The organism is Pseudomonas sp. AC112 (assembly GCF_979253545.1).
Genome location: NZ_CEEDCM010000001.1, coordinates 614,199 through 640,543, shown reverse-complemented (window position 1 = coordinate 640,543; position 26,345 = coordinate 614,199). Strand labels below are relative to the sequence as shown.

Below are 26,345 nucleotides of genomic sequence, written 5' to 3'. Positions count from 1 at the left end.
ATCAGTTCTCCAGAACGTCGAGCAGGCCGAGGGGCAGCGGCACATCCATGGCTTTATCGAACAGCAGGTAAAGACCAATCGCCATCAGGCTGACGATCACCACGCTGGGCATCCAGCGGCCGCCATACAGGCGCGCCATCGGGATGCCGATCAGCATGCTGCTGAGGATGAAACCCAGGGGTTCGAACGTGCCGGCAAACACGATCAACAGCGCGACGCACGCGGCGATCTTGACCAGGGTCTCGCGGTCCAGCGCGGGTTCTTCTTCCGTGTGCTTGGTCGGCTGGGGGCGAAACAACATGTAGATCAGTGCCAGGCTCATCAGCCCGAGCATCAGCAGCGGGTAGGCCCGAGGGCCCACCGGCTCGTAGGAAAACGACGCCTGGTACGGCCAGGCCATCAGCGCCAGGCCGGCACAGGCCAGCAGCAGCGCGGCGGCGAAAATGCGTTGTAAGAGCATGTGAAACTCCTGGGCCACGCCACTGGGTCAAGGGGCGTGGCCGCACAAAAGAGGGGCGATTACTGGATCAGGCCGAACTCTTTGGCCAGCACTTTGTAGTCAGCCACCTGTTTCTTCACGTAGGTGTCCAGCTCCGGGCCGGTCATGGCGAACGGGAACAGCTCGCGCTGGTCACGCAGCTTGGCGAACTCTTCCGAGGCCAGCAGTTTGTCGAACGCTTCTTTCCACCAGGCGTAGTCGGCATCGCTGACTTTTGGCCCGAGGTAGAAACCACGCACCACCGGCCAGACGATGTCGTAGCCTTGCTCTTTGGCGGTCGGAATATTCTTCATTTCCGGCTCGTCCAGGCGCTGTTCGGAGAACACGGCCAGCAGGCGCATGTCGCCGCTCAAGATGTGCGGCATGGAGTCGGAGATGTCGGTACTGCCTACTTGGATGTGGCCACCGAGCAGGGCGGTGGCAATTTCGCCGCCGCCTTCGAGGGCTACATAACGCAGTTCACGCGGGTTGATCCCGGCCGCCTTGGCGATCAGGGCGGTTTGCATCCAGTCCTGGCTGCCAACGGTGCCGCCGGAACCGATCACCACGCTGCCCGGATCTTTCTTCAAGGCTTTGACGAGATCGTCGAGGGTCTTGTAGGGCGAATCTGCTTTCACCGCGATGGCCCCGTAGCTGGTGCCGACCGCTGCGAGCCAACGTACGGCGCTTTCATCGAAGCGACCGAATTTGCCCTGGGCCAGGTTCAACAGCGAACCGCTGGACCAGGCCACTAGCGTGCCGGCATCTGCAGGACGCTGGGCGACCACGGCGTTGTAGGCCACCGCGCCTACGCCGCCAGGCATGTAGGTCACGCGCATCGGCTTGCTCAGCAGCTTTTCGTTGACCAGCGCGCTTTGCGCCAGTTTGCACGTCAGGTCAAAACCACCGCCCGGCGAGGCCGGGGCGATGCATTCCGGGCGCTTGGGTTCATCGGCGGCCAGCAGTTGGCCGGCGAACAGCATGCAGCCGGCGGCGAGGGCCAATTTACGCAGTGAAAGGGTCATGGTTATCTCCGTCTTTGTTGTTATGAGTTGTTACTACCAGAGCGCAACGCTATAGCTCACCAGCACGCGCATTTCATCCGCGTCACGGGCCGAATAGTTGGAGCGGTACGTGGCGTTGCGCAAGCGCACGGCCACGTCCTTGAACGTGCCGGTTTGCACCACGTACTTGATCTCGCTGTTGCGTTCCCACTCCTTGCCGGTCTCGCCGTTCTTGAGCTTGATGTTGTCACCTGAGAGGTAACGGCTCATGAAACTCAGGCCGGGAATACCCAGCTTGGCGAAGTCGAAGTCATAGCGGGCCTGCCAGGAACGCTCTTCGGCGCCGGCAAAGTCGTTGATCTGCACGAAGTTGACCAGGTACGGGTCGCTGCCATCCACATACGGGAAGGCGCTGTCGCCGGACAGGTGCTGGTAGCCGGCGCTGAGCTTGTGGCCATTGAGGGCATAGCTGAACAGGCCGTTGAGGGAGGTGTTGTCGATCTTGCCGCCGCGTGCTGCGCCGGCGTCATCGCTGATGGCCAGGCGCAGGTCGGTGCCGAAGGTGCCGGGGCCCATCGCACGCGCAGCCACCAGGCCGAGGAAGTGCTGGCGGTACACATCGTCGAGTTGGGCGAAGTGATAGCTGCCGGTGATCTTGTCGGCGAATTTATAGTCGACGCCGCCGAAGTTGAAGTGCTTGCCGGTGGCGCCGCTGAGGAAGCGACTGTTCTTATTGTTGAGGGCGATGTCTTCGTAGTTGGTGTCGTCGCGGTCTTTGGCCTTATCGAGGCGACCACCGGTGAACACCAGGTTCTTGAATTCCTTGGAGGTGATCAGGCCGCCATTAAAGGTCTGCGGCAGGATGCGGCCGTCGTTGGGCTTGAGGATCGGCAGTTCGGGGATCAGTGCGCCGATTTTGAGCTCGGTGGCCGAGATCTTCACTTTGCCGGTCAGGCCCAGCTTGGAGTATTCGTCGGCGGCACGGCCATCGTCATGGGTTGGCAGCAGGCCGGTGCCGGTGCGGTCTGGGCTGGAGTCGAGCTTGACCCCAAGCATGCCCAGCGCATCCACACCGAAGCCGACGGTGCCGTCGGTGTAGCCCGACTGCAGGTTGAGCATGAAGCCCTGGGCCCATTCGTCGCGCTTGGATTGCTGTGCGCTGGTGCCATCGCGAAAGTCGCGGTTGAAGTACATGTTGCGGGTTTCCAGGGTCGCGCTACTGTCTTCGAAGAAGGCAGCCTGGCTAAGCGGCGAAAAGCCGGCAAGGGTAGCAGCACTGGCAAGGGCGGTCTGGGTCAGGCGAGAAAAACGAACAGGCGAGGGGGCCTGGGGCTGTGTCGACAGCATCGTTGTGTACTCCGTTATTGTTCTTATTTTGGCGAAAACGCTTCGAGGCGTTTTTCGGGCGCTGCGCTTCAGGCAGCTCGGTGGGCACAGACCACCTTGGCTGGATGCTAAAGGGCGAAGCTTTCACTAACCTTTCAGTTGCCTTTCAATGTTTTCGGGCTTCACAGGGCAGGCGGCGCCTGTAAACTGCCCGGCAAAGCGTGGTGCCAACCACCCCTGACTGAGGTAGAAATCCATGCGTGTCTTGCTGGTTGAAGACCATCTGCAACTCGCTGAAAGTGTCGCGCAAGCGCTCAAGAGCACGGGTTTGACCGTTGACGTGCTGCACGATGGCGTGGCCGCGGACTTGGCCCTGAGCAGTGAGGAGTACGCCGCGGCGATCCTCGATGTGGGGCTGCCGCGCATGGATGGTTTCGAGGTGCTCGCCCGTTTGCGCGCCCGTGGGAAGAATTTGCCCGTGCTGATGCTGACGGCGCGCAGTGATGTGAAAGACCGCGTGCATGGCCTGAACCTGGGCGCGGACGACTACCTCGCCAAACCGTTCGAGTTGACGGAGTTGGAGGCGCGCGTCAAAGCGTTGCTGCGCCGCAGTGTGTTGGGCGGCGAGCGCCAGCAGACCTGCGGCGTGTTGGTCTACGACCTCGACACCCGGCGCTTTACCGTAGGCGGCGAATTGATGACGCTCACTTCCCGCGAGCAAGCGGTGCTTGAAGCACTGATCGCCCGCCCTGGCCGGGTGATGAGCAAGGAGCAATTGGCCGCACAGGTATTTGGCCTGGACGAAGAAGCCAGCCCCGATGCCATCGAAATCTACGTGCACCGCCTGCGCAAGAAACTCGACGGCCAGCCCATCGCCATCGTGACCTTCCGTGGCCTCGGCTACCTGTTGGAAGCCCGCGATGCATAAGCCCAGCAGCCTGCGCTGGCGTCTGTTGTGGAACCTGGCGCTGTTGCTGGTGCTGCTGATGTTTGCCAGCGGCATGAGCGCCTACTGGAATGGCCGCGAAGCTGCCGACACAGCCTACGACCGCACGCTGTTGGCCTCGGCGCGCACCATTGCTGCCGGCTTGACCCAAGTGGACGGCACCCTGAGCGCCAATGTGCCCTACGTGGCGCTGGACACCTTTGCCTACGACAGTGCCGGGCGTATTTATTACCAGGTCAACGACATCGACCAGAAACTGATCTCCGGCTACGAAAACCTCCCTGGCCCACCACCCGGCACGCCGCGCACCGATGACTATCCGGCGCTGGCGCGCTTCTATGACGCCATCTACCAGGGCCAGCCGGTGCGTGTGGTGAGCTTGCTCAAAGCCGTCTCCGAACCGAACATGAACGGCATGGCGGAAATCCGCGTAGCCGAAACCGACGAGGCCCGCGTGAGCATGGCCCGAAGCCTTATGGCTGATACTTTGCTGCGCCTGGGCATGCTCGGCGTCGGCGCGTTGCTGTTGGTGTGGTTTGCCGTGAGTGCCGCATTGCGGCCACTGGAGCGCCTGCGCACGGCGGTGGAAGAGCGCCAGCCTGACGACCTGCGGCCGTTGCCTTTGGTGGAAGTGCAGCATGAGTTTGGCCCATTGGTGCGTTCCCTCAACCACTTCACCGAACGCTTGCGCGGCCAGTTCGAGCGCCAGGCGCAGTTTATTGCTGATGCAGCCCATGAATTGCGCACGCCACTGGCCGCGCTCAAGGCGCGACTGGAACTGGGCTTGCGCGCCGAAGACCCCGCCACGTGGCGCAGCACTCTGGAGACTGCAGCCCAGGGCACTGACCGCCTGACTCACCTGGCCAATCAATTGTTGTCTCTGGCACGCATCGAAAATGGTGCCCGCGCGATTGCCGAGGGCGGCGCGCAGTTACTTGACCTTAGCCAGTTGGCCCGTGAGCTGGGCATGGCCATGGCGCCATTGGCTCACGCACGCGGTGTGGCGCTGGCGCTGGAAGCCGACGAGCCGGTGTGGCTGCGCGGCGAGCCCACTTTGTTGAACGAGCTGTTGAGCAACCTGGTGGACAACGCCCTGGCCCATACGCCGCCGGGCGGCAACGTGATCCTGCGGGTGACAGCGCCGGCGGTACTGGAAGTGGAAGATGATGGCCCAGGCATCCCGCTGGACGAGCGCGACCGGGTGTTCGAGCGCTTTTACCGGCGCAGTCAGCAGGGCATGGGGTCGGGGTTGGGCCTGGCGATCGTCGGCGAAATCTGCCGGGCGCACCTGGCGCAGATCAGCCTGCACGATGGCGAGCAGGCCGGGCTGAAGGTGCGGGTGAGCTTTATCGCCGGTTGATCAGTAGAGCATCGAGCGGGCTTCATCCAGCTCGGCGCGCAAGGCGTCGCTGTAGGGGTCGACCCGCAGTTTCTTGATCGCTGGCAGCGTGGAAACCGGAATGTTTGCCAACGGATGATCGGTGCCGCGATGGCAATACATCACGGCCACTTGCACCAGGTCGATGTAGTCGAGGCTGGGCGAGTCGCGCTCCAGGTCCAGGTATTGGCCGGGCAGCTTAGCCAGCATTTCCGGGAAGTCCCAGCCCCCCAGCAGTTTGTCGCCCAGTAATGGGTGAATGCTCTCGATGACATGGTTGAGGCTGACTGGGTCGGCCAGCAGTTCGTAGTGGTCTTCGGCGTACGTCAGGATCGGCAGCACGCCGATCTGGTGCACCAGGCCGCCGAGGGCGGCCTGGTCCGGCTTGAGCTGGCTGTGGCTGCGGCACAGGGCGTAACTCACGCCCGCGACCTCCAGGCTGCGGCGCCACACATCACGCATCTTTTGTTCGACCACGTCGGAGCGGGCGTGGAAGATCTGCTCCATCACCAGGCCGATCGCCAGGTTGCTGCTGTAGTTGGTGCCCAGCCGGGTGATGGCGGTATGCAGGTCGGTGACTTCCTGGGTGGCGCGCAACAACGGGCTGTTGACCACTTTGATCAGGCGTGCCGACAGCGCGGTGTCACGACCGATCACTTTGCTCAAGTGGCTGATGCTGATTTCCGGGTCTTCGGCAGCCTGGCGTATCTTCAGGGCCACTTCCGGCAATGTCGGCAGAACCAGGTCATCGTTATCGATGGCCGTCACTAAAGCCTGTTGGACTTTTTCCGCCAGCTTGTTCATTCATGATCTCTAGGGTGTTGCAAAAAAGTACGGCGATTAACGCTGGATCTCTCGATCACGGTCGAGCGTGTAAGGCAAGTCGAGCAGTTGCAGACCGGGGCCTTCGAGGGTGCCTAAGTGCACATCGCCACTGTCGGCAGCTTCGGCTTGCAACACGGCCAGAAGTTCAACGCTCTGGTCAGCTTTTGCGGCTATGACCACTTCGCCGATCGCGCTGTTATGGCTGGGGGAAAACAGCGGAGTGCCTGGCTCGGGCATTTCAGCCGCATTAAGGCTCAAGCGGTACAGGCGACGTTTGAGTTTGCCCAGGTACTGCATGCGCGCGACGATTTCCTGGCCGGTGTAGCAGCCTTTTTTGAAGCTCACGCCGCCTATGGCCTGCAGGTTGAGCATCTGCGGGATGAACAGCTCGCGGGTCTGTGGCATGACCTGGCCAATGCCGGCGCGGACCTGGCCCAGCAGCCATTCATTCAAGTCGGCTTGTTGCAGCTGTTCAGCGAGTTGGTTGCGCACAGTGTCGGCCTGCTCGGCGGGCACCCAGAGTTCGGCACGGCCAGGGGACACGCGCACGGCGATCAAGGCATCGGCGCGGGCGACGCTGTCGGTCTCGGCGGGCAGCGCCAGGCCAAGGCCGGACAAGGCCTGGTCGGCATTCGCCAGGCCGAAACGCACCCAGGCGGTGCTTTCGTCGGTGAGTTTGGATTTCGAGAACACGGCGTACTTCTTCAAGTCTGCCAGTTGCGATTCCAGCAGCTCGGTGGCCATAGCCAGCAACACGCCGTCACCTTGCAGCAGGATGCGAAAGCTCGACTGCATGCGCCCTTTTTGCGTGCAGCGCGCGCCGAGGCTTGCCTGGGTGTCGCTCAGGTAATTGAGGTTGCAGGTCAGTTGGCCCTGAAGGAATTTGGCAGCGTCGGCGCCGCGGACGGCGAGAACGCCTTCGTGGGACAGGGGGCAGAAGAAAGCAGAGTCAGCCATGGGTCATCGCAGGTCAAAAAGTCATGGGTGCATCATAGAGGGGCGCCCGGCAAATGGATAGTTTCCGTATGGGGCGACCAAAGCCGACTGTTCCGGTGCCGTCTGGCCTGTATACTTGCCGCCTATTTGAGGAGCGCTCCATGGTCGAAGAAGTAGAAATCAATCGCCTCTACTGGCACAGCCGTCGTGGCATGCTGGAGTTGGATGTGTTGCTGGTGCCTTTCACCAAAGAAGTGTACGCAACGCTCAACCAGGTGGATCGCGACCTCTACGTCAGGCTGCTGACTTGCGAGGATCAGGACATGTTCGGCTGGTTCATGGAGCGTGCCGAATCTGAAGATCCGGAGCTGCAGCGCATGGTTCGGATGATCCTGGACCGTGTCCAGCCCAAGTAATCGCTTTGAATGCCGCTGGCAGGCCTCACGGCTGTTGCTGGCGGCGTATCTCCTTGCCCAGCTGTTTGCGCTGGGTGCGCTTTTGTTTCTCGATCTGTCTTATTCAAGCCTTGGCCTGCTGTTGTGCCTGGCGCACGCCGTCTGGGTTTTGCCGCGCGCCGTCCTGCTGACACACCGTTCGTCGATTCGTGGCCTGCGCCGCGACGCGGATGGCTGGCAGCTATTGAGCGCCGAGCACGGCTGGCGCAGCGTGCAGTTGCGTCCCGACAGCCTCGCCCTGCCATTGATCGTCGTGCTGCGTTACCGAGTACCCGGTGAATGGCGGGTGCGTACGGTCTGCGTGCCCAGGGATGCGCTGGTCGCCGATGTGCATCGGCGCCTGCGCGTGCGGCTCAAGTTCAGCCGCCGTAGGTGGTTGGCACCAGGATAGTGTCGCGGGCCTCGGGTAGCATCTGCGGGTAGTCGAGGGTGTAATGCAGGCCGCGGCTTTCCTTGCGCTCCATCGCCGAGCGGATCATCAGTTCGGCCACCTGGGCCAGGTTGCGCAGCTCGATCAGGTCGCGGCTGACTTTGTAGTTGCTGTAGAACTCGTCGATTTCATCCAGCAGCAGCCGTACGCGATGTTGCGCGCGTTGCAGGCGCTTGTTGGTGCGCACGATTCCTACGTAGTCCCACATGAAGCGGCGCAGTTCGTCCCAGTTGTGCGCGATGATCACGTCTTCGTCCGAATCGGTGACCTGGCTGGCGTCCCAGCGGGGCAGGGCGGCAGGCACAGGAATGCGTGGCAGTTGTTCGAGAATGTCCGCCGCCGCAGAGCGTGCGTAGACGAAGCACTCGAGCAACGAGTTGCTGGCCATGCGGTTGGCGCCGTGCAAACCGGTGAAGCTGGTTTCGCCAATCGCGTACAGGCCGGGCACGTCGGTACGGCCGTGCTGGTCAACCATCACGCCGCCGCAGGTGTAGTGCGCGGCCGGCACCACCGGGATGGGGCCTTTGGTGATGTCGATGTTGAACGCCAGGCAGCGCTCGTAGACGGTGGGGAAGTGGGTCTTGATGAAGGCTTCGGGCTTGTGGCTGATGTCCAGGTAGACGCAGTCGACGCCCAGGCGCTTCATTTCATGGTCGATGGCGCGGGCGACGATATCCCGCGGGGCCAGTTCGGCGCGTGGGTCGAAGCGCTGCATGAAGCGTTCGCCGTTGGGCAGCTTCAGGTGCGCGCCTTCGCCACGCAGGGCTTCAGTGATCAGGAAACTCTTGGCCTGCGGGTGATACAGGCAGGTGGGGTGGAACTGGTTGAATTCCAGGTTCGCCACCCTGCAGCCCGAACGCCAGGCCATGGCGATGCCATCCCCACAGGCGCCGTCGGGGTTGCTGGTGTAGAGGTAGACCTTGGCGGCGCCACCGGAGGCGAGGATGGTGAAGCGTGCACCGTAGGTGTCGACTTCGCCGCTGCCACGGTTGAGCACGTAGGCGCCAAGGCAGCGTTCGCCGTCGAGGCCCAGGCGTTTTTCGGTGATCAGGTCGACGGCGACCCGTTGTTCGAGCAGTTCGATGTTGGGGCGCTGCCGGGCTTGGTCGAGCAGCGTCTTGAAGATCGCAGCGCCAGTGGCGTCGGCGGCATGAATGATGCGGCGATGGCTGTGGCCGCCTTCACGGGTCAGGTGGAACTCGAAACCGCCGTCGTCGCTGCCCGCGTGTTCATCGCGGGTAAACGGAACACCTTGATCGATCAGCCACTGGATCGCCTCGCGGCTGTGCTCGACGGTGAAGCGCACCGCTTGTTCATTGCACAGGCCGCCACCGGCATTAAGGGTGTCTTCGACGTGGGATTGCACCGTGTCGGTGTCATCCAGCACGGCCGCAACGCCACCCTGGGCCCAGAACGTCGAGCCATTGGCCAGGTCGCCTTTGCTCAGTACCGCGATGCGCAGGTGGCTGGGGAGGGTGAGTGCAAGGCTCAAACCGGCCGCGCCGCTGCCGATCACCAGGACATCGTGTTGAAACTGTTGGCTCATTGGAGGGATTCCGCAAAAAGCGATCCGAAGAGGTGGCGCAAACAGGACGCCTGGATCGGCGAATCAAAGGGTCACACGGGCTACTAGTATATAGAGGGGTGGAGCGGCACAATAGCCGGGCATTCGTGGCAATGTGAGATTACGGTGCACGGCTTGGGTAAAATCGGCTGGTTATTGGAACGGGAACTTTTTGCATGAGCCCCGACTCAATAGCAGGTTGCCCGAAAGCTGGGAAAACGTTGAGTTTATTGGCCCGTCGGGAGCATTGGACGCGTCAGAAAACCGGCGACAAGATTATTCGCGCAGTCGGCGTTGCCCGCACTGCGTTTTTCGTGTGTGCCAAATCAGTGCGTGCCGGAAACTTGCTTGAAGGGGGAGAACTTTTGCGAAAAGACCGAGTCTATGTTTGCAAGCCTGATCGTTTAGTTATGCAAGCCTCCTTCAAGTACAACGAGGAGTGTTCATGCTAACCCAGGAAGAGGATCAGCAGCTGGTCGAGCGCGTTCAACGCGGCGACAAGCGAGCTTTTGATCTGCTAGTGCTGAAATACCAGCACAAAATTCTCGGGTTGATCGTGCGGTTTGTGCACGACACCCATGAAGCGCAGGACGTTGCACAGGAAGCCTTTATCAAGGCTTACCGTGCACTTGGTAACTTTCGCGGTGACAGTGCGTTTTACACGTGGCTGTATCGCATCGCCATCAACACGGCGAAGAACTATCTGGTGTCTCGCGGGCGCCGCCCACCGGATAGTGATGTAAGTTCAGAAGATGCAGAATTTTACGATGGTGATCACGGCCTCAAAGATCTCGAGTCGCCGGAGCGTGCATTGCTGCGCGACGAGATCGAAGGCACCGTTCATCGCACAATTCAGCAACTGCCAGAAGATTTACGTACGGCGTTAACTTTACGTGAATTCGATGGTCTGAGTTACGAAGACATTGCGAGCGTCATGCAGTGTCCGGTGGGGACTGTAAGGTCACGGATTTTCCGGGCCCGGGAAGCCATCGATAAAGCCTTGCAACCGTTGTTGCAAGAGAACTAAAGACAGCGGCGACAGCCAAGAGAGGAACCGCCATGAGTCGTGATGCCCTGCAGGAATCGCTGTCCGCAGTGATGGATAACGAAGCGGATGAACTGGAACTTCGTCGAGTGCTCAATGCATTTGATGATGCCGAAACCCGTGATACCTGGTCTCGTTACCAAGTCGCTCGGGCGGTGATGCACAAGGATCTTCTAATCCCTCGTCTGGATATTGCTGCGGCCGTTTCTGCTGCGCTGGCTGATGAAGCCGTTCCGGCAAAAGCTGCTCGTGGTCCATGGCGTAGCCTGGGTCGCCTGGCAGTTGCTGCATCGGTGACTGTTGCCGTGCTGGCCGGTGTTCGCCTGTACAACCAGGACGAAATCGCCGGTGCCGAACTGGCCCAACAGACCCAGCAACCGGTCATGGCCGGTCCGCAAGTCAAAGGCCCAGCAGTACTGGCCGGTTACAAGGAAAGCTCTGACACCACCGGCCCCATGGCCAACGGTGTGTTGCAAGGGCAATCCGGCTGGCAAGACCAGCGTCTTCCAGGCTACCTGCGCCAGCACGCTCAGGAATCGGCCCTGAAAGGCACTGAAAGCGCTCTGCCCTATGCTCGTGCAGCAAGCCTGGAAAACCGCTAATCCGTAAGGAGCTCTATGCGAGCCATACCGCTCCTTACGCTTTTGCTCAGTGGTTGGTTTGCACTCCCCGCCCATGCCGATGAAGCCCAAGACTGGCTGACTCGACTTGGGCGTGCAGAGCAGCAGCAAAGCTTTCAAGGTACGTTCGTCTACGAACGTAACGGCAGTTTCTCTACCCATGACATCTGGCATCGTGTCCAGGATGGTCAGGTCCGTGAGCGGCTCTTGCAGCTCGATGGTTCTGCCCAGGAAGTCGTGCGGTTGGACGGCCGGACGCAATGTGTCAGCGGCACCCTCGTCGCAGGCCTGGGCAATTCACGTGATGCCCCTTCACGTGCGCTTGATCCGCAAAAACTCAATCAATTCTATGAACTGGCCGTCATTGGCAAATCCCGCGTGGCTGGTAGAAATGCAGTCATCGTATCGATCACGCCGCGTGATCAGTACCGTTACGGTTTTGAATTGCACCTGGATCGAGAAACCGCACTGCCGCTCAAATCGCTGTTGTTGAATGACCAGGGGCAATTGCTAGAGCGCTTCCAGTTCACGCGACTGAATACGTCGGTGATACCTGACGACCGCGATCTGCAGTCCAGTAGCGAATGCACACCTATTGCGGTGGCCACTAGCAAGGCGCCAGAGGTGCAGTCTACCGAGATTTGGCACCTGGAATGGCTGCCACCGGGCTTTCAGTTGACCAATACCAGCGCCCGCAAAGACACCCAGACCAAAGCCACAGTCGACAGCTTGATGTACGAAGACGGGCTGGCGCGTTTCTCGGTGTTCCTTGAGCCGATCAGCGACGCGAGCGTTACCGAAACCCGTACACAACTGGGCCCAACGGTCGCTGTATCCCGTCGTCTCAACACAGTTGATGGCGAGATGATGGTGACGGTAGTGGGTGAAATTCCGATCGGCACCGCTGAGCGGATCGCGTTGTCGGTGCGCGGCGAAAAAAAGCCAGTCACCCAGCCGTGAGTCGTTAATCCTATGTTCATCCTGACCTTTCAGTGTATTTCCATGCCAGATTGGCTGCCGAGAGCATGAAATGTCTGGATTAGCATTTTCACTTGCAAAAATCTCTCATGTTTTTTATAGGTCAGGGCTTGTCGGCTCTGGCCTTGTTTTGTTCGCGGAACAAAGATGTCGGTCGCAGTTTTCGGCGTTTCTTGAACCCTGTCGCTCAACCCTGCTCGTCGTAACGGGAGCTGTATGTCGATACCACGTTTAAAGTCTTACCTAACCATAGTCGCCACGGTATTGGTGCTGGGTCAGGCCTTGCCTGCGCAAGCAGCCGAGCTGCCTGACTTCACCCAATTGGTTGAGCAAGCCTCGCCTGCGGTGGTGAACATCAGTACCACGCAAAAACTGCCGGACCGCAAAGTCTCCAACCAGCAGATGCCAGACCTGGAAGGCCTGCCGCCAATGCTGCGCGAATTCTTTGAGCGTGGCATGCCGCAACAGCGCGCACCCCGCGGCGGTGGTGGTGGCCAGCGTGAGGCCCAGTCCTTGGGCTCGGGCTTCATCATTTCGCCGGACGGCTATATCCTCACCAACAACCACGTGATTGCCGACGCCGATGAGATCCTCGTGCGCCTGGCCGATCGCAGTGAGCTGAAAGCCAAGCTGGTCGGCACCGACCCTCGTTCCGATGTGGCGTTGCTGAAGATCGAAGGCAAGGACTTGCCTGTGCTTAAGCTGGGTAAATCCCAGGACCTGAAAGCTGGGCAATGGGTCGTCGCTATCGGGTCGCCGTTTGGTTTTGACCATACCGTCACGCAAGGTATCGTCAGCGCCATTGGCCGCAGCCTGCCGAACGAAAACTACGTGCCGTTCATCCAGACCGACGTGCCGATCAACCCGGGTAACTCCGGTGGTCCGCTGTTCAACCTGGCGGGCGAAGTGGTCGGCATCAACTCGCAGATCTACACCCGTTCCGGTGGCTTCATGGGCGTGTCGTTCGCCATCCCGATCGACGTGGCCATGGATGTTTCCAACCAACTGAAAAGCGGCGGCAAGGTCAGCCGCGGCTGGTTGGGCGTGGTGATCCAGGAAGTGAACAAAGACCTGGCTGAATCCTTCGGCCTCGACAAGCCGGCCGGTGCCCTGGTCGCACAGATCCAGGACGATGGCCCGGCTGCCAAGGGTGGCCTGCAAGTCGGCGACGTGATCCTGAGCATGAACGGCCAACCGATTGTCATGTCGGCTGACCTGCCGCACTTGGTCGGTGCTCTCAAGGCTGGCAGCAAGGCCAAGCTGGAAGTGATCCGCGAAGGCAAGCGCCAGACCGTGGAGCTGACGGTGGGCGCGATCCCAGAAGAAGGCGCAACACTGGATGCCCTGGGCAACGCCAAGCCGGGTGCCGAGCGCAGCAGCAATCGCCTTGGCATCGCCGTGGCCGAACTGACCGATGAGCAGAAGAAGAGCTTCGACCTCAAGAGCGGCGTCGTGATCAAGGAAGTGCAGGACGGCCCCGCCTCCCTGATCGGCCTGCAGCCAGGTGATGTCATTACCCATCTGAACAACCAGGCAATCGATACCACCAAGCAATTCACCGACATCGCCAAGGCGTTGCCGAAGAACCGTTCGGTGTCGATGCGTGTGCTGCGTCAGGGACGTGCGAGCTTCATCACCTTCAAACTGGCTGAGTAAGTCGGTAAAAGCAAAAAGCCCCGCCTTCGTTTGACGAGGGCGGGGCTTTTTTGTGCCTGATGGGTTTAGCTCATCATCCCTTTGACCAGGCGTTCCTGTTCGATCAGCTCACGCTGGCGTGCGTCGATACGTGAAGACAGCGGGAAATTGTTACCCGCGCGGCGCTTGGCGAAATCCAACTGTTGAATGGCCTGCTGGAAATCACCCACCAATGCAAAGTACTCGGCGCGGGCCTGATGCAGGCCGATGATATTGCCCGACAACCCGCGTGTCTCGGCGACCTGGTACCAGACGTCCGGGTCATCCGGGCGCGACTTGAGCAGGCTGTCCAGCGCCTTCTCCGCATCCGCCGTGCGGTTCTGCTTCAGCAGTAGGTCCACGCGCACCTGATTCAATGGGTAATTGCCCGGATACTGGGTCAGCATCCGATCTGTACGTTGCTGGGCATCCGGCAGGCGGCTGTTGTCGATGTCCAACTGGATCTGCGCCAGGTTGTAGGTGATGTCGTTGGGGGACTTGGCCAGCAGCGGCGCCAGATTGTCCCGTGCCTGTTTGAACTGGGAGCCTTTGATCTGGGCGATAGCCAGGCCGTAGCGCGCCACATCGTTCTTTGGGTTCTCATCCAACTGCGCCTGGAAGCGCTTGGCGGCGAGGCCCGAAGTGTCTTCGTATTGCAACTGCACCCGCGCCCGAATCAGTTGATAGCGCAGGCTGTCTTCCTTGCCGCCTGGCTTGGCCTGCTCGGCACGGTTGCGCGTGTCGGCGATCCGCGACTCGGTAACCGGGTGCGTCAGCAGGAATTCCGGTGGCTTGGCATCGAAGCGGTACTGGCGCATCAGGCGCTCGAACATGGTCGGCATGGAGCGTGGGTCGTAGCCGGCTTTTTCCAGGTTGAGAATGCCGATACGGTCTGCTTCCTGTTCGTTCTGGCGTGAGAACCGGCGTTGCTCCTGGATGGCGGCGGCCTGGGTACCGGCGATGGCGGCAATACCGGCATCACCGGCGCCGGCGGCTGCCGCAATGATGCCGCCGAGCAGGGCAGCCATCATCGGCAGTTGCATACGCTGTTGCGCTTCAACGCCACGGGCGAAGTGACGTTGGGACAAATGCGCCAATTCGTGAGCCAGTACCGAGGCATATTCCCCTTCGGTCTGGGCGTTGAGGAACAGGCCACCGTTGACGCCGACAATCCCGCCAGGTGCGGCAAAGGCGTTCAATTGCGGGCTGTTGATCAGGATGAACTCCAGGCGCCGGTCGTTGACCTGGCTGGTCTCCACCAGTTTGTACACGCTGGTTTCGACGTAGTCCTTGAGCTGCGGGTCGTTGAGTTGCGAGACCTGGCCCCGCAGGTAGGCCAACCAGGCGCGGCCCAGCTGGTATTCCTGTTGTGGCGAGACAATGGCAGAACTGGCGTCGCCAAGTGACGGCAGGTCGTCAGCGAAGCCTGGGGAGGCCAGCAGGCAAGCCAGCGTCAGCAGGGTAGGGCGCAAAAAAGTCATGCACAAAGCCTTTCGACAAAGAGCTTACTGTAGCCGGACACTGAGCTTCGGACCAGATATTCTAAGCAACCCAAACGCGTGTCCGGAGTAAAACCATGACCGACGCTGTAGCCTTTGATGCCGAACTCGACGCCAGCGGCCTCAATTGCCCGTTGCCCTTGCTCAAGGCCAAGCTGGAACTCAACCGTTTGGCCAGCGGCGCAGTGCTCAAGGTGATCGCCACGGATGCGGGCTCCCAGCGTGATTTCCGTACCTTTGCCAAGCTGGCCGGCCACACCCTGTTGCATGAAGAGGACGCTGGCGGTGTGTACCGTTACTGGTTGCGCAAGGCCTGAACCGTTTGCCCCATCACCCGAGGTTGATTGATGTTCAAAGTGTTACGAGACTGGATTCAGCGCTACTTCTCCGATGAGGAAGCGGTGGTGCTGGCGGTCCTGCTGTTTCTGGCCTTTACGGCCGTGCTCACCTTGGGCGGCATGCTGGCGCCTGTATTGGCGGGGATGGTGCTGGCTTACTTGATGCAAGGCCTGGTCACCACCCTGGAACGCTTGCGCTTGCCAGGCGGAGCCGCAGTAGGGCTGGTTTTCGCCTTGTTCATGGGCCTGCTGGTGTTGTTTATCGTGGTGGTGTTGCCGCTGCTGTGGCACCAACTGATTACGCTGTTCAACGAGTTGCCAGGCATGCTCGCCAAGTGGCAGTCGCTGTTGCTGCTGTTGCCGGAGCGCTACCCGCACCTGGTGTCCGACGAGCAGGTGTTGCAAGCCATCGAAGTGGCGCGCGGCGAGATAGGCAAGTTTGGCCAATGGGCGCTGACCTTTTCCCTGTCCAGCCTGCCGCTGCTGGTCAACATCATGATCTACCTGGTGCTGGTGCCGATCCTGGTGTTTTTCTTCCTCAAGGATCGCGCCATGATCGGCCGCTGGGTGCGTGGCTATCTGCCGCGTGAGCGAGCGCTGATCACTCGGGTAGCCGAGGAAATGAACCGGCAGATCGCCAACTACATCCGTGGCAAGGTCATCGAGATCATTATCTGCGGAGGCGTGACCTACATCGCGTTTATTGCACTGGACCTGAACTACGCGGCCTTGCTGGCTTTGCTTGTCGGTATTTCAGTGGTGGTGCCCTATGTCGGCGCCGTGGTCGTGACAGTACCCGTGACCTTGATCGCCTTGTTCCAGTGGGGCTGGAGCGACCAGTTCATCTACCTGATGGCGGTATACGGGATCATCCAGACCCTGGATGGCAACGTGCTGGTGCCGCTGCTGTTCTCGGAGGCGGTCAACCTGCACCCGGTCGCGATCATCTGTGCGGTGCTGTTGTTTGGTGGGCTGTGGGGATTCTGGGGCGTGTTCTTTGCGATCCCGCTGGCGACGCTGTTTAAGGCGGTGCTGGATGCGTGGCCGCGGCAGGAACCGGTGGTTGCGCCGTTGCTTTGAACATTGCGGTGGGGTTGGGGGCGTCATCGCCGGCAAGCCGGCTCCTACAAAGGATGTGTAACAAATGTAGGGGCCGGCTTGCCGGCGATGACAATCCAAAGGACGCCGCAGCGATCAAGCCTTGTTCAGCGCCTGCGCCGCCGCCAAAACGGCATCCACGTGGCCCGGCACTTTCACACCACGCCATTCCTGGCGCAGCACACCTTCGCTGTCGATCAGGAAGGTGCTGCGATCCACGCCCAGGTATTCCTTGCCGTACAGCTTCTTCAGCTTGATCACATCAAACAGCTGGCAAACTGCTTCATCCTTGTCGCTGATCAGCTCGAAGGGGAATTCCTGCTTGCCCTTGAAGTTCTCGTGGGACTTCACGCTGTCGCGCGACACGCCGAACACCTCGGTGTTGGCGGCCTTGAACGCTGTGTATTGGTCACGAAAGCCCTGGCCTTCGGTGGTGCAGCCCGGCGTGCTGTCCTTCGGGTAGAAGTAGATCACCACTTGCTTGCCTTTGAGGGCTGCAAGGCTGAAGGTCTGGCCGCTGGTGGCCTGGGCTTCGAAATCGGCTACGGGTTTGTCGATGACTACCGCCATGAAAACTTCCTTACATTGGGTTCTGTGGGCGCCATGGCTCGATCAAGGCGTCGAGGTTCAGGGCATCGGCGAAATCCAGGAACTGGTCGCGCAACCAGCTGATCTGCACGCCAGCCGGCAAGGTTACGGTAAACGTAGCGTTGAGCATGGTGCCGCCGGTCTGCGGTGCCTGGTAGGTGTCGCAGGTCAGGTTCTCCAGCTCGACGTTGTGGTCGATAAAGAACTGGCACAGTTCGTTGACGATGTCCGAGCGGTAGGCGGAGCTGACATATGCCACATAAGGCAGCGCCTGGGGACGATTCTCCAGGGCCGCACTGCGCACTACATTGACAGTGAAGTCGTGCTTCTTGGCCAGGCCTGGCAGGCCGGTTTCCAGGCGCGCCAGGGCATCCCAGGTGCCGGAGATCTGCAGGACCAGCGCGCTGCACTCGCCATGGCGGGTCAGGCGCGAGGTCACGACGGCGCAGCGGTTTTCATGGCTGGCGCGGCACAGGACGTTGGTCAGCTCCATGGGGTTGGCGCCGAGGGCACTGATAACAAGGAATTGTTCGCGAACTGTGGGGGTGGACATGCAGCCTTCCTAAAACGATGAGCGGTCGATACCGTGAGGGCCGTATCGATCAAAGGATGAAGGGTAGCGAAAACCGTCGCCAAGGGATAGGAGGTGGCGTTTTCATTACGTGAACGGTCTGATTTCAGCGTGCTTCAAGGCGTGCTTTTGCCCAATGATGGCATTGCCCGTCGTTTAGTTGCGCCAGAACGCATCCTCAGGCGGTACTTCGCTTGTGCAAGCATCTTGGCGCCAGTACCATTACGGCTCTCTTTTTCCGGCAGGAGCGGTTGCATGATTGCGGGCAGTATGGTGGCACTGGTCACACCCATGGATGCACAAGGTCATCTCGACTGGGACAGCCTGGGCAAACTGGTGGACTTCCACCTGCAAGAAGGCACCAATGCCATCGTGGCGGTCGGCACCACCGGTGAATCGGCCACCCTCGATGTGGAAGAGCACATCCAGGTGATCGAATTCGTGGTCAAGCGTGTCGCGGGCCGTATCGCCGTGATCGCCGGTACGGGCGCCAACTCGACGCGTGAAGCGATCGAGCTGACCAAAAATGCCAAGAAGGCCGGCGCCGATGCCTGCCTGCTGGTGACCCCGTACTACAACAAGCCGACCCAGGAAGGCCTGTACCAGCACTTCCGCGCCATTGCCGAAGCCGTCGACATTCCGCAGATCCTCTATAACGTGCCGGGTCGCACCGCGTGCGACATGAAGGCCGAGACGGTGATTCGCCTCTCCACCGTGCCGAACATCATCGGTATCAAGGAAGCCACCGGCGACCTGCAGCGCGCCAAGGACATCCTGGCCGGCGTGAGCAGCGATTTCCTGGTGTATTCCGGTGACGACGCCACGGCTGTAGAGCTGATCCTGCTGGGTGGTAAAGGCAATATCTCCGTGACCGCCAACGTGGCCCCGCGTGCCATGAGCGAAATGTGCGCCGCCGCCATTGCCGGCGACGCCGTGACCGCCCGCGCGATCCACGAAAAGCTGATGCCGCTCAACAAGACACTGTTTATCGAATCCAACCCTATTCCCGTGAAATGGGCACTGACTGAAATGGGCATGATGCCGGACGGTATCCGTCTGCCGCTCACCCGTCTCAGCGACGCCTGTCACGAACCGCTGCGACAGGCCCTGCGCCAGTCCGGCGTCCTGGTTTAATTGAGGAAGCACTACGCATGAAGCGATTGGCCGGACTTTCCGCACTTGCCTTGATTATCTCCAGCACCAGTGGCTGCGGTTGGATCTGGGGCCCGGAAGGCTACTTCCGTGACCGCGGCAGCGATTACCTGGAAGCACAACCCACCAAACCGATGGAATTGCCGCCAGGCGTCAACGTCGCCAAGCGTCTTGACCCGTTGCTGCCGATCCCGCGCAACGTTGCCGACGACACCACCAAGGGTGAGTACGTGGTGCCACGCCCGCAGCCGATCTCGGCCGTAGCGGATGCCAGCGACTACAGCCTGCAGAAGAGCGGCGACTCCCGCTGGATCGTGGCTCAGCGCCCACCTGCCGAAGTCTGGCCAGTGGCCGTGCAGTTCTTCCAGGACAACGGTTTCCGCATCGACGAACAGCGTCCTCAGACCGGTGAATTCACCACGGCGTGGCAGCAGGGCAGCGAGCTGTCCGCCACCATGGCCAAGCGCTTGCAGGCCGGTGGTGTCGCCGCCGACAGCGAAGCCCGTGTGCGTGTACGCATCGAGCCAGGCGTGCAGCGTAATACCAGTGAAGTCTACGTGGTCAGCGCCGAGCGTCCGGCCGGCAGCACCGCCAACGTTGAGTTCACCAACCGCTCGGTCAACACCGGTGTCGACTCGGCGCTGGTCGACGAGATGCTGGCCAGCATGAGCCGTATCTCCGAGAAGGGCGGTTCCGTTTCCCTGCTCGCCGCACGTGATTACGACACCCCGAGCCGCGTCAGCCTCACCGAAGACGGCAGCGGCAACGTGGTGCTGAACCTGGGTGAAGACCTCGACCGTGCCTGGGCCAGTGTCGGCCGCGCGTTGGAGCAGGGCCCTTGGCGTGTTGAAGACATCAACCGCAGCCTGGGTTTGTACTACATCAACGTGGCTGAAAAAGCCGAGCGTAAAGATGACGAGCCTGGCTTCTTCGGCAAGCTGTTCGGCAGCAAGCCGACCAAGGAAGAGATCGAGACCCGCGCCGAGCGTTACCAGGTTCGTTTGAGCAAGGTTGGCGAAAGCGTGCAAGTCACCGTCGAGAAGAACATCAATACCGTTGCGCCCGCTGAAACAGCGCGCAAAGTGTTGGGCGTGATTCAAGACAACCTGGGCTGATCCAGTGCGTTTTGCCGTTCTCGGCAGCGGTAGCCAAGGGAACGGTACGCTGGTCGCCCACGACGACACGTACGTGCTGGTGGATTGTGGTTTCTCGCTAAGGGAAACCGAGCGGCGCCTGCTGCGCCTGGGGGTTCATCCCGCGCAGCTGAGCGCCATTCTGGTGACCCACGAACATGCCGACCACGTGCATGGCGTGGGTTTGCTGTCTCGGCGCTACAATCTTCCGGTGTACCTCAGTCGCGGTACCTTGCGCGGGATGCGCAAACCCATTGAACCCGCAGGTTTCCTGGCCGGTGGCGAGCAGCTTCAAATTGGCGCCTTGAGCATCGATGTGGTTGCCGTGGCGCACGATGCCCAGGAACCGACGCAGTATGTATTCAGTGACGGTGAGCGGCGTTTCGGCGTGCTGACCGACCTGGGCTCCTACTGCGCCAGGGTGCTGGACGGCTACCGGAACCTCGATGCCTTGATGATCGAGTCCAACCACTGCCGAGACCTGCTGGCTCGCGGTCACTACCCCTACTTCCTCAAGCAGCGGGTGGGCGGCGAACTGGGACATTTGAACAACCACCAGGCGGCGTACCTGGTGTATGAGTTGGGCTGGCAAGACTTGCAACACCTGGTCCTGGCCCACCTGAGCAGCAAGAACAACCTGCCGCAGCTGGCCCGGCAATGTTTTGTCGACACTCTCGGGTGCGACCCAGACTGGCTGCAACTGGCCGATCAAGATTCAGGGCTCGACTGGCGACACATCGCCTAGCCCACCATTTAGCAAGCGGAGCCCATCATGGAAAAACGTGAAGAACTCTACCGCGGCAAGGCCAAGTCGGTGTACAAGACCGACGACGCCAACCGCCTGATCCTGCTGTTTCGCAACGACACCTCGGCGTTCGACGGCAAGCGCATCGAACAACTTGATCGCAAAGGCATGGTGAACAACAAGTTCAACGCCTTCATCATGCAAAAGCTCGAAGCGGCCGGTATTCCGACCCAATTCGACAAGCTGCTGGGCGACAACGAGTGCCTGGTCAAGAAGCTCGACATGATCCCGGTTGAATGCGTCGTGCGTAACTACGCCGCCGGCAGCCTGGTCAAGCGCCTGGGCGTGGAAGAGGGCCTCAAGCTCAATCCCTACACCTTCGAACTGTTCCTGAAGGACGACGCCAAGGGCGACCCGTTCATCAACGAATCCCACGTCGTGGCATTCGGTTGGGGCACCGCTGAGCAACTGGCGCGCATGAAGGAGTTGTCCCTCAAGGTCAACGACGTGCTCAGCAAACTGTTCGACGACGCAGGCCTGCTGCTGGTGGACTTCAAGCTCGAATTCGGCGTGTTCCACGACGGTTCCATCGTCCTGGGCGACGAATTCAGCCCGGACGGCTGCCGCCTGTGGGACAAGGACACCAAGAAGAAGATGGACAAGGACCGCTTCCGCCAGGGCCTCGGTGACGTCATCGAAGCCTACGAAGAAGTCGCCAATCGTCTCGGCGTACCGCTTTAATCGACGCAAGCATCTGATAGCACGGAAAAAAATCGCTTCGGCGCTTTGCATCCACGAATCATGCTGTTATGATGCGCGCCGTTGGAGAGATGCCAGAGTGGCCGAATGGGACGGATTCGAAATCCGTTGTACCTTCACCGGTACCTAGGGTTCGAATCCCTATCTCTCCGCCATATCAGTACAAAAAGGCCCCGTTTTTACGGGGCCTTTTTGCATTCTGCGGTTTCTGTTCCTTCATTGATCCCCTCCTGAATTCCCCCGTGATCTAGTCCCCTAAGCGCCTTTCGCTTGGGTGCTGGTTTTTCATCTTTAAGCCAGGCGAACGCGCTGGGTTTTTTACACGTCCTGCCAACCCTGCTAACCAACCGAGTGACCTTCCTACGGCATCGCCGCTTGCGGTACTTGCGCGTTCCCTCGCCCGCGCATCCGTTCAATGTGCGCGCATTCAAAAAAATAGGTTGAATAGTCACACCAAATGTTATTTAAATAACAAAAATAATGACGCTGCGGTGCCTGCCACCCCGTGCACAAGGTAAAGATATCCATGAATAAGATCGCGGTCATCGGTAGCAATATGGTGGATTTGGTTACCTATATCGACCGAATGCCCCGCCAGGGCGAGACCCTAGAAGCCCCGGGCTTTGCCATGGGGTGTGGCGGCAAGGGTGCGAACCAGGCGGTGGCGGCGGCCAAGCTTGGCAGCGAGGTGTTGATGCTGACCAAGTTGGGCGATGACATGTTTGCCGATAACACCCTGGCCAATTTTCAGCGCCATGCCATCGACTCGCGTTACGTCACGCGGGTGCCAGGGGTGTCCAGCGGCGTGGCGCCGATCTTTGTGCAGCGCGATTCCCACAACAGCATTCTCATCGTCAAAGGCGCCAACGCGCATTTGAAGCCTGCCGATATCGACGCCGCACAAGCGGCTTTGCGCGAATGCAAGCTCATCGTCTTGCAGTTGGAAATCGACTTGGCGACCGTCTACTACGCCATTGAGTTTGCCAAGCGCCACGTTATTCCGGTGTTGCTCAACCCGGCCCCTGCGGTCGCAGGTTTGAGCCGAGAGCATCTGGCGCAGCTGGACTTTTTCATCCCTAACGAAAGCGAACTCTCGCTGATCACCGGCAAGCCGGTCGAGGGGCCTGAGAGTGCGTTGCTGGCCGCGCGGGAATTGGTCGTCCAGGGCATTCGCCATGTCATCGTCACCCTGGGTGAACAGGGCGCGCTGTATGTGGGCGAGGAGGGTGAGTTTCATGTGCCTGGCCGCAAGGTCGAGGCCCGGGATACCACCGGCGCGGGTGACGCCTTTATCGGTTGCTTTGCCCACTACTGGACCCAGCAGGGCGATATGCGTGCGGCCATGACTCGGGCTGTGGCGTATTCCGCCTGTTCGGTCACAGGCCTCGGTACCCAGAGTTCCTACCCGGATGCTGCCCGGTTCGCGGAGTTTTTGGACCCGCGCTGATTCCTCTATCACCGATGTTGGCGATCCCAGCATGGCTGGTGCGCCCTATATCCCACGGAGAATAACAATGACAAAAGTCCCGCTCCAACAGACCGCCGATGGTTTCTACCTCAACCGCACGCCTTGGTTCGCGTTTTTGCTGCTGTGCAGTATTTTTGCCCTGTGGGCGGCGGCGGCCAGCATGAATGACGTGCTGATCGCGCACTTCAAGAAAGCCTTTTTGCTCAGCGATTTTCAGACCGCCTTTGTGCAGTCGGCGTTTTACCTGGGCTACTTTTTCGTGGCGATTCCGGCGGCCATGGTGGTGCGTCGCTTCGGCTACAAAAGCACGATCCTGGTGGGCTTGATGCTTTACATGGCGGGCTGCGCGCTGTTCTTTCCTGCGGCCTCCACTGCCACCTACGGCATGTTCCTGATGGCGCTGTTTGTGATCGCGTGCGGGCTGTCGTTTCTCGAAACCGCCTGCAACACCTATTCGACGTTGATGGGACCACGGGAAACCGGCACCCGCCGTCTGAACATCTCGCAGACCTTCCACCCGTTCGGCGCCATGGCGGGGGTGTATGTCGGTAGCTTTGTGATGTTCAAGGACACCGACGCCACCCACGAACAGTTGACGCAAATGAGCGCCTCCGAGGCGGCCATCCAGCAGTTGGAAATGATCCAGTCGACCCTGCTGCCCTACAAATGGATGATCGCGGTGCTGGTGCTGATGTTCATCCTGATCGCCATTACCCGCTTCCCCGCATGCCGGGGCAACGCCAAGGCCGACGTGAAAAAGCCCAGTCTCGGCCAGAGCCTGGCGCGCTTATCGCGCAACCCGCGCTTTACCTTCGGCGTGCTGGCGCAGTTTCTGTATGTGGGGGCTCAAGTCGGGGTATGGAGCTTCACCATTCGCTTGGCGATGCAAATGGGCGGGATGAACGAGCGCAGCGCGTCATGGTTCCTGCTGACGACCTTTGCCGCCTATTTCGTCGGCAAGATGATCGCCAACCTGTTGATGCGCAAGCTGCACCCGGCCAAGGTCCTGGCGATCTATGGCGTGCTGACCATTGTCTTGCTTGCCTATACCATCCTGGTGCCGAATATCAGCGCAGTGTACGCGGCGGTCGCGGTGAGCATTTTCCTCGGGCCGTGCTGGCCGACCATTTATGGCCTGACGATTGAAGGGCTGGGTGAAGACACCAGCGTCGGTGGTTCACTGCTGGTGATGAGCATCGTCGGCGGCGGGGTGATCCCGGTGTTCCAAGGCCTGCTGTCAGATGCCACCCACGGCAATATGCAACTGGCCTACAGCGTGCCCCTGCTGTGTTTCGTGGTGATTGTGGCCTACGCCTATTCCTGCATGCGCCACAGTCGCGCCACACAGCCTAGGGCTGGCGCCGTGGTGGCCTCATGAAAACCTTCACCCTGGCCTTGTCTCCCGAGCAATTCAGCGGGGCAGAGAAAACCCTGCTGCAATCGGCTGATTTTCGCGTGCTGGCCTGGACCTACCCCAGTGGGGTCAAGGCCCTGGCGTTGGAAAATGCCCGTGGTCGCGTGGTGGCCTTGCCTTATCAGGGGCAGATGATTTGGTCCGCGACCTTTGACGGCTGCGAGTTGACCATGCGCAATATGTTCCGCCAGCCAAAGCCCAGCGCAACGGTAATTGGCACCTACGGATGCTTTATGTTTCACGCCGGGCTGTTGCGCAATGGCTGCCCGACCCCAAGCGACGACCACCCGCTGCACGGCGAAATGCCCTGCGCACCAATGGACGCAGCCTGGCTGGAAGTGGGCGAAGACGCTGCGGGCCTGTACCTGCGCCTGGGTGGCGATTACGAGTATGTGCAGGGGTTCGGCGACCACTATCGGGCCACACCCACGCTGACCCTGCGGGCCGGCTCGGGGGTATTTGATATCGGCATGGCGGTCACTAATCTCGCGGGTAAGGCCATGGAACTGATGTACATGGCCCACATGAACTACGCCTACATGCCTGGCGCGCGCTTTGTCGAGCCCCTGGCCGGCGCCCGGGTGCGCGTACGCAGCAGCGTGCCGGCCCACGTCAAGCCAACCCCCGAGTGGTCGGCCTACATGGCTGAGCTGAGCCGCGACCCTTCACGCCTGAGCAGCCTGGACAGCCCCGCGCTGCATGATCCGGAAATCGTCTGTTTCTTCGAAGAGGTTCCAGCCGATGCCGCAGGCAATGCGCATTTTCTGCTGGACCATCCCGAAGGGTCGGCGTTCTACACCCACTACCGGCCCGATCAGTTCTCCCATGCCACCCGCTGGGTCCTGCATAACGCTGACCAGGGCGTCGCCGCATTTGTCTTGCCTTCTACCTGCGAACCCGAGGGCTACCTGGCAGAAAAAACCAAAGGCAATGTGCGTTCATTGGCCGGCGGACAACAGGCATTGTTCAGCGTGAGCACCGGCTATTTGTCGGCTGAAGAACGGCGCCGCCTGCGGGATGAGCTAGGCGGCTGATGAGGTGCGGCAAGGGTGGTCACACCACCCATTGCGCGCCATATTGGGTGATCAGTTCACGGTACGCTTTGGGCAGCTTCTTGTCGGAGACCACCACATTGAACTGTTCGAGGGTGGCGAAATGCGCGGTGCGCACAACGTCGAACTTGCTGTGATCGGCCAGCAACAGGGTGTGTTGGGCCTGGCGCAAAACCTTCTGTTTGACCGCCACTTCATTGAAGTTGAAGCAGGTGACACCGAAGGTCTCGCTGATGCCTGCGGCCGAAATGAAGGCCCAGGTCAAACGCACGCTGTCGAGGATGCTGCTCTCGTCGGCATGGTCGAACACTTGGTTCTTGCGATGAAAGGTGCCGCCACACAGGACGATAGTGCAGTTGGGCTTCTGTTGCAGCTTGAGCAGCACGTTCAGCGAATTGCAGACCGCCGTGAACTCCAGCTCATCGGGAATGAAATCAATCACAAAAGGCACAGTGGTGCCGCAGTCGAAGAACACCGTGTCGCCACTTTTGACAAACGCGGCCGCGAGCTTGCCGATACGGCGTTTCTCTTCCACATGCCGAGTGCCTTGCTCCGTAACCTTGTAGTCAGGCGCGTCCGCCGGGTCGAAGGTGAGGGTGATATGCCCGCCGAGCAGGTGGAACTTGTCCGGGTGACGGTTCAAGTCCCGGCGCAGGGTCATTTCCGAGACTTCCAGTAATGCGGCCATTTCCCGCAGGTGGATCGCCTTTTGGTCCTGCAGGGCTTGTTGGATCAGTTTGATGCGTTCTGATTGTTTGCTTTCCACAGGCATTCCGGTCGGCTGGTTATGTTGTAATTACATCATTTATTGGTATTATAGTCACATCTTTTGGGCGTGCTTTCTCACAGCTGCGCCCATCGTGCTCCTT

Annotated in this window: 27 protein-coding genes and 1 tRNA gene; 18 read left to right on the top strand and 10 right to left on the bottom strand. The window is 60.3% G+C overall.

The genetic code is table 11. From position 1 onward, the window contains the following. Position 1: 1 nt before the first annotated feature. Genes AC0IYN_RS03130 through AC0IYN_RS03120 form a run of 3 tightly spaced genes read right to left on the bottom strand, consistent with a single transcriptional unit; the run spans position 2 to position 2,829 of the window. Positions 2-460 carry a tripartite tricarboxylate transporter TctB family protein gene (locus AC0IYN_RS03130; RefSeq protein ID WP_458376511.1) on the bottom strand — a complete coding sequence of 153 codons (459 nt, stop codon included), beginning with the start codon at positions 458-460 and terminating at the stop codon, positions 2-4. Positions 461-519: 59 nt separating this feature from the next. Beyond that, on the bottom strand, positions 520-1,509 hold the full coding sequence (locus AC0IYN_RS03125) for a Bug family tripartite tricarboxylate transporter substrate binding protein (protein ID WP_170856104.1): 990 nt from the start codon (positions 1,507-1,509) through the stop codon (positions 520-522). 27 nt (positions 1,510-1,536) lie between these two features. Beyond that, on the bottom strand, positions 1,537-2,829 hold the full coding sequence (locus AC0IYN_RS03120; RefSeq protein WP_457248055.1) for an OprD family porin: 1,293 nt from the start codon (positions 2,827-2,829) through the stop codon (positions 1,537-1,539). Between the two features lie 235 nt (positions 2,830-3,064). Here AC0IYN_RS03120 and AC0IYN_RS03115 point away from each other — a divergent pair, with 235 nt between their 5' ends. Then, complete coding sequence (locus AC0IYN_RS03115; RefSeq protein ID WP_122488009.1) at positions 3,065-3,736, top strand: response regulator; 672 nt, start codon at positions 3,065-3,067, stop codon at positions 3,734-3,736. Then, positions 3,729-5,114: a sensor histidine kinase gene (locus AC0IYN_RS03110; protein WP_099492533.1), complete on the top strand. Its 1,386-nt coding sequence runs from the start codon at positions 3,729-3,731 to the stop codon at positions 5,112-5,114. Before AC0IYN_RS03115 ends, AC0IYN_RS03110 begins: the two co-directional genes overlap by 8 nt. On the opposite strand, the gene AC0IYN_RS03105 is transcribed toward AC0IYN_RS03110, so the two are convergent. Continuing rightward, the gene (locus AC0IYN_RS03105) at positions 5,115-5,936 is read right to left on the bottom strand and encodes an HDOD domain-containing protein (protein ID WP_471840500.1); all 822 of its coding nucleotides are present in this window, start codon (positions 5,934-5,936) and stop codon (positions 5,115-5,117) included. It lies immediately after the preceding gene. 36 nt (positions 5,937-5,972) lie between these two features. Further along, positions 5,973-6,914 (bottom strand): CAF17-like 4Fe-4S cluster assembly/insertion protein YgfZ, encoded by a 942-nt coding sequence (gene ygfZ, locus AC0IYN_RS03100; RefSeq protein WP_406598104.1) that lies wholly within the window; start codon positions 6,912-6,914, stop codon positions 5,973-5,975. 140 nt (positions 6,915-7,054) lie between these two features. Between ygfZ and AC0IYN_RS03095 the strand changes: the two genes are divergently transcribed. Together AC0IYN_RS03095 and AC0IYN_RS03090 are read left to right on the top strand one after the other, a co-directional pair. Then, positions 7,055-7,309: an FAD assembly factor SdhE gene (locus tag AC0IYN_RS03095; RefSeq protein ID WP_012722757.1), complete on the top strand. Its 255-nt coding sequence runs from the start codon at positions 7,055-7,057 to the stop codon at positions 7,307-7,309. Beyond that, entirely contained in the window at positions 7,293-7,739 is a 447-nt protein-coding gene (locus AC0IYN_RS03090; RefSeq protein ID WP_457267054.1) for a protein YgfX, read from the top strand. The genes AC0IYN_RS03095 and AC0IYN_RS03090 overlap by 17 nt, the downstream gene beginning before the upstream one ends. Here AC0IYN_RS03090 and nadB read toward each other — a convergent pair. Further along, the gene (gene nadB, locus AC0IYN_RS03085) at positions 7,708-9,324 is read right to left on the bottom strand and encodes an L-aspartate oxidase (protein ID WP_471840497.1); all 1,617 of its coding nucleotides are present in this window, start codon (positions 9,322-9,324) and stop codon (positions 7,708-7,710) included. The two genes, AC0IYN_RS03090 and nadB, sit on opposite strands and share 32 nt — an antisense overlap. Positions 9,325-9,787: 463 nt before the next feature. On the opposite strand from nadB, the gene rpoE reads away from it, so the two are divergent. The 4 genes from rpoE to AC0IYN_RS03065 all read left to right on the top strand — a co-directional run bounded on the left by rpoE (position 9,788) and on the right by AC0IYN_RS03065 (position 13,641). After that, positions 9,788-10,369 carry an RNA polymerase sigma factor RpoE/AlgU gene (gene rpoE / locus AC0IYN_RS03080; RefSeq protein ID WP_003172477.1) on the top strand — a complete coding sequence of 194 codons (582 nt, stop codon included), beginning with the start codon at positions 9,788-9,790 and terminating at the stop codon, positions 10,367-10,369. Positions 10,370-10,401: 32 nt separating this feature from the next. Further along, on the top strand, positions 10,402-10,989 hold the full coding sequence (locus AC0IYN_RS03075; RefSeq protein WP_003172479.1) for a sigma-E factor negative regulatory protein: 588 nt from the start codon (positions 10,402-10,404) through the stop codon (positions 10,987-10,989). A 15-nt stretch (positions 10,990-11,004) separates the two neighbouring features. Beyond that, the gene (locus AC0IYN_RS03070) at positions 11,005-11,967 is read left to right on the top strand and encodes a MucB/RseB C-terminal domain-containing protein (RefSeq protein ID WP_471840495.1); all 963 of its coding nucleotides are present in this window, start codon (positions 11,005-11,007) and stop codon (positions 11,965-11,967) included. A gap of 234 nt (positions 11,968-12,201) precedes the next feature. Further along, positions 12,202-13,641, top strand: coding sequence for a DegQ family serine endoprotease (locus AC0IYN_RS03065; RefSeq protein ID WP_078047348.1), 1,440 nt, complete (start codon positions 12,202-12,204; stop codon positions 13,639-13,641). Positions 13,642-13,706: 65 nt separating this feature from the next. On the opposite strand, the gene AC0IYN_RS03060 is transcribed toward AC0IYN_RS03065, so the two are convergent. Further along, positions 13,707-15,140 (bottom strand): M48 family metalloprotease, encoded by a 1,434-nt coding sequence (locus AC0IYN_RS03060; RefSeq protein ID WP_078047349.1) that lies wholly within the window; start codon positions 15,138-15,140, stop codon positions 13,707-13,709. Between the two features lie 95 nt (positions 15,141-15,235). Between AC0IYN_RS03060 and AC0IYN_RS03055 the strand changes: the two genes are divergently transcribed. Next, positions 15,236-15,475 carry a sulfurtransferase TusA family protein gene (locus AC0IYN_RS03055; RefSeq protein ID WP_200623288.1) on the top strand — a complete coding sequence of 80 codons (240 nt, stop codon included), beginning with the start codon at positions 15,236-15,238 and terminating at the stop codon, positions 15,473-15,475. Positions 15,476-15,505: 30 nt separating this feature from the next. Then, positions 15,506-16,576, top strand: coding sequence for an AI-2E family transporter (locus AC0IYN_RS03050; RefSeq protein ID WP_012722771.1), 1,071 nt, complete (start codon positions 15,506-15,508; stop codon positions 16,574-16,576). Between the two features lie 114 nt (positions 16,577-16,690). On the opposite strand, the gene AC0IYN_RS03045 is transcribed toward AC0IYN_RS03050, so the two are convergent. Both AC0IYN_RS03045 and AC0IYN_RS03040 read right to left on the bottom strand, forming a co-directional pair. Next, complete coding sequence (locus tag AC0IYN_RS03045; protein WP_406598108.1) at positions 16,691-17,164, bottom strand: peroxiredoxin; 474 nt, start codon at positions 17,162-17,164, stop codon at positions 16,691-16,693. A 10-nt stretch (positions 17,165-17,174) separates the two neighbouring features. Then, positions 17,175-17,735 carry a glycine cleavage system transcriptional repressor gene (locus tag AC0IYN_RS03040; protein WP_003172487.1) on the bottom strand — a complete coding sequence of 187 codons (561 nt, stop codon included), beginning with the start codon at positions 17,733-17,735 and terminating at the stop codon, positions 17,175-17,177. A gap of 273 nt (positions 17,736-18,008) precedes the next feature. Between AC0IYN_RS03040 and dapA the strand changes: the two genes are divergently transcribed. The 8 genes from dapA (at position 18,009) to AC0IYN_RS03000 (ending at position 25,458) form a co-directional block, all read left to right on the top strand. Continuing rightward, on the top strand, positions 18,009-18,887 hold the full coding sequence (dapA, locus tag AC0IYN_RS03035; RefSeq protein WP_078047350.1) for a 4-hydroxy-tetrahydrodipicolinate synthase: 879 nt from the start codon (positions 18,009-18,011) through the stop codon (positions 18,885-18,887). Positions 18,888-18,904: 17 nt separating this feature from the next. Continuing rightward, positions 18,905-20,020, top strand: a complete 1,116-nt coding sequence (gene bamC / locus AC0IYN_RS03030; protein WP_457231611.1) for an outer membrane protein assembly factor BamC — start codon at positions 18,905-18,907, stop codon at positions 20,018-20,020. A 4-nt stretch (positions 20,021-20,024) separates the two neighbouring features. Further along, on the top strand, positions 20,025-20,783 hold the full coding sequence (locus AC0IYN_RS03025; protein ID WP_078047352.1) for an MBL fold metallo-hydrolase: 759 nt from the start codon (positions 20,025-20,027) through the stop codon (positions 20,781-20,783). A gap of 27 nt (positions 20,784-20,810) precedes the next feature. Beyond that, entirely contained in the window at positions 20,811-21,524 is a 714-nt protein-coding gene (gene purC / locus AC0IYN_RS03020) for a phosphoribosylaminoimidazolesuccinocarboxamide synthase (RefSeq protein WP_010212191.1), read from the top strand. An 83-nt stretch (positions 21,525-21,607) separates the two neighbouring features. Then, positions 21,608-21,697 (top strand) — tRNA-Ser (locus AC0IYN_RS03015). 371 nt (positions 21,698-22,068) lie between these two features. Beyond that, positions 22,069-22,989 (top strand): ribokinase, encoded by a 921-nt coding sequence (rbsK, locus tag AC0IYN_RS03010; RefSeq protein ID WP_457239089.1) that lies wholly within the window; start codon positions 22,069-22,071, stop codon positions 22,987-22,989. A gap of 67 nt (positions 22,990-23,056) precedes the next feature. Next, positions 23,057-24,388 carry an L-fucose:H+ symporter permease gene (gene fucP / locus AC0IYN_RS03005; RefSeq protein WP_406598111.1) on the top strand — a complete coding sequence of 444 codons (1,332 nt, stop codon included), beginning with the start codon at positions 23,057-23,059 and terminating at the stop codon, positions 24,386-24,388. Then, on the top strand, positions 24,385-25,458 hold the full coding sequence (locus AC0IYN_RS03000; RefSeq protein ID WP_406598112.1) for an aldose 1-epimerase family protein: 1,074 nt from the start codon (positions 24,385-24,387) through the stop codon (positions 25,456-25,458). The genes fucP and AC0IYN_RS03000 overlap by 4 nt, the downstream gene beginning before the upstream one ends. Positions 25,459-25,477: 19 nt before the next feature. Here AC0IYN_RS03000 and deoR read toward each other — a convergent pair whose 3' ends face one another. After that, positions 25,478-26,248 (bottom strand): DNA-binding transcriptional repressor DeoR, encoded by a 771-nt coding sequence (deoR, locus tag AC0IYN_RS02995; RefSeq protein ID WP_471840489.1) that lies wholly within the window; start codon positions 26,246-26,248, stop codon positions 25,478-25,480. Positions 26,249-26,345: the final 97 nt, after the last annotated feature.

Bases quoted from the DNA above. Each gene is read 5' to 3' on its own strand.
- AC0IYN_RS03040 (WP_003172487.1), bottom strand. From the start codon at position 17,735: ATGTCCACCCCCACAGTTCGCGAACAATTCCTTGTTATCAGTGCCCTC.
- AC0IYN_RS03065 (WP_078047348.1), top strand. From the start codon at position 12,202: ATGTCGATACCACGTTTAAAGTCTTACCTAACCATAGTCGCCACGGTA.
- nadB (WP_471840497.1), bottom strand. From the start codon at position 9,324: ATGAGCCAACAGTTTCAACACGATGTCCTGGTGATCGGCAGCGGCGCG.
- AC0IYN_RS03130 (WP_458376511.1), bottom strand. From the start codon at position 460: ATGCTCTTACAACGCATTTTCGCCGCCGCGCTGCTGCTGGCCTGTGCC.
- rbsK (WP_457239089.1), top strand. From the start codon at position 22,069: ATGAATAAGATCGCGGTCATCGGTAGCAATATGGTGGATTTGGTTACC.
- AC0IYN_RS03120 (WP_457248055.1), bottom strand. From the start codon at position 2,829: ATGCTGTCGACACAGCCCCAGGCCCCCTCGCCTGTTCGTTTTTCTCGC.
- AC0IYN_RS03045 (WP_406598108.1), bottom strand. From the start codon at position 17,164: ATGGCGGTAGTCATCGACAAACCCGTAGCCGATTTCGAAGCCCAGGCC.
- ygfZ (WP_406598104.1), bottom strand. From the start codon at position 6,914: ATGGCTGACTCTGCTTTCTTCTGCCCCCTGTCCCACGAAGGCGTTCTC.
- AC0IYN_RS03115 (WP_122488009.1), top strand. From the start codon at position 3,065: ATGCGTGTCTTGCTGGTTGAAGACCATCTGCAACTCGCTGAAAGTGTC.
- AC0IYN_RS03070 (WP_471840495.1), top strand. From the start codon at position 11,005: ATGCGAGCCATACCGCTCCTTACGCTTTTGCTCAGTGGTTGGTTTGCA.
- purC (WP_010212191.1), top strand. From the start codon at position 20,811: ATGGAAAAACGTGAAGAACTCTACCGCGGCAAGGCCAAGTCGGTGTAC.
- AC0IYN_RS03055 (WP_200623288.1), top strand. From the start codon at position 15,236: ATGACCGACGCTGTAGCCTTTGATGCCGAACTCGACGCCAGCGGCCTC.
- AC0IYN_RS03000 (WP_406598112.1), top strand. From the start codon at position 24,385: ATGAAAACCTTCACCCTGGCCTTGTCTCCCGAGCAATTCAGCGGGGCA.
- rpoE (WP_003172477.1), top strand. From the start codon at position 9,788: ATGCTAACCCAGGAAGAGGATCAGCAGCTGGTCGAGCGCGTTCAACGC.
- AC0IYN_RS03060 (WP_078047349.1), bottom strand. From the start codon at position 15,140: ATGACTTTTTTGCGCCCTACCCTGCTGACGCTGGCTTGCCTGCTGGCC.
- AC0IYN_RS03075 (WP_003172479.1), top strand. From the start codon at position 10,402: ATGAGTCGTGATGCCCTGCAGGAATCGCTGTCCGCAGTGATGGATAAC.
- fucP (WP_406598111.1), top strand. From the start codon at position 23,057: ATGACAAAAGTCCCGCTCCAACAGACCGCCGATGGTTTCTACCTCAAC.
- AC0IYN_RS03110 (WP_099492533.1), top strand. From the start codon at position 3,729: ATGCATAAGCCCAGCAGCCTGCGCTGGCGTCTGTTGTGGAACCTGGCG.
- AC0IYN_RS03050 (WP_012722771.1), top strand. From the start codon at position 15,506: ATGTTCAAAGTGTTACGAGACTGGATTCAGCGCTACTTCTCCGATGAG.
- bamC (WP_457231611.1), top strand. From the start codon at position 18,905: ATGAAGCGATTGGCCGGACTTTCCGCACTTGCCTTGATTATCTCCAGC.
- AC0IYN_RS03105 (WP_471840500.1), bottom strand. From the start codon at position 5,936: ATGAACAAGCTGGCGGAAAAAGTCCAACAGGCTTTAGTGACGGCCATC.
- AC0IYN_RS03095 (WP_012722757.1), top strand. From the start codon at position 7,055: ATGGTCGAAGAAGTAGAAATCAATCGCCTCTACTGGCACAGCCGTCGT.
- dapA (WP_078047350.1), top strand. From the start codon at position 18,009: ATGATTGCGGGCAGTATGGTGGCACTGGTCACACCCATGGATGCACAA.
- deoR (WP_471840489.1), bottom strand. From the start codon at position 26,248: ATGCCTGTGGAAAGCAAACAATCAGAACGCATCAAACTGATCCAACAA.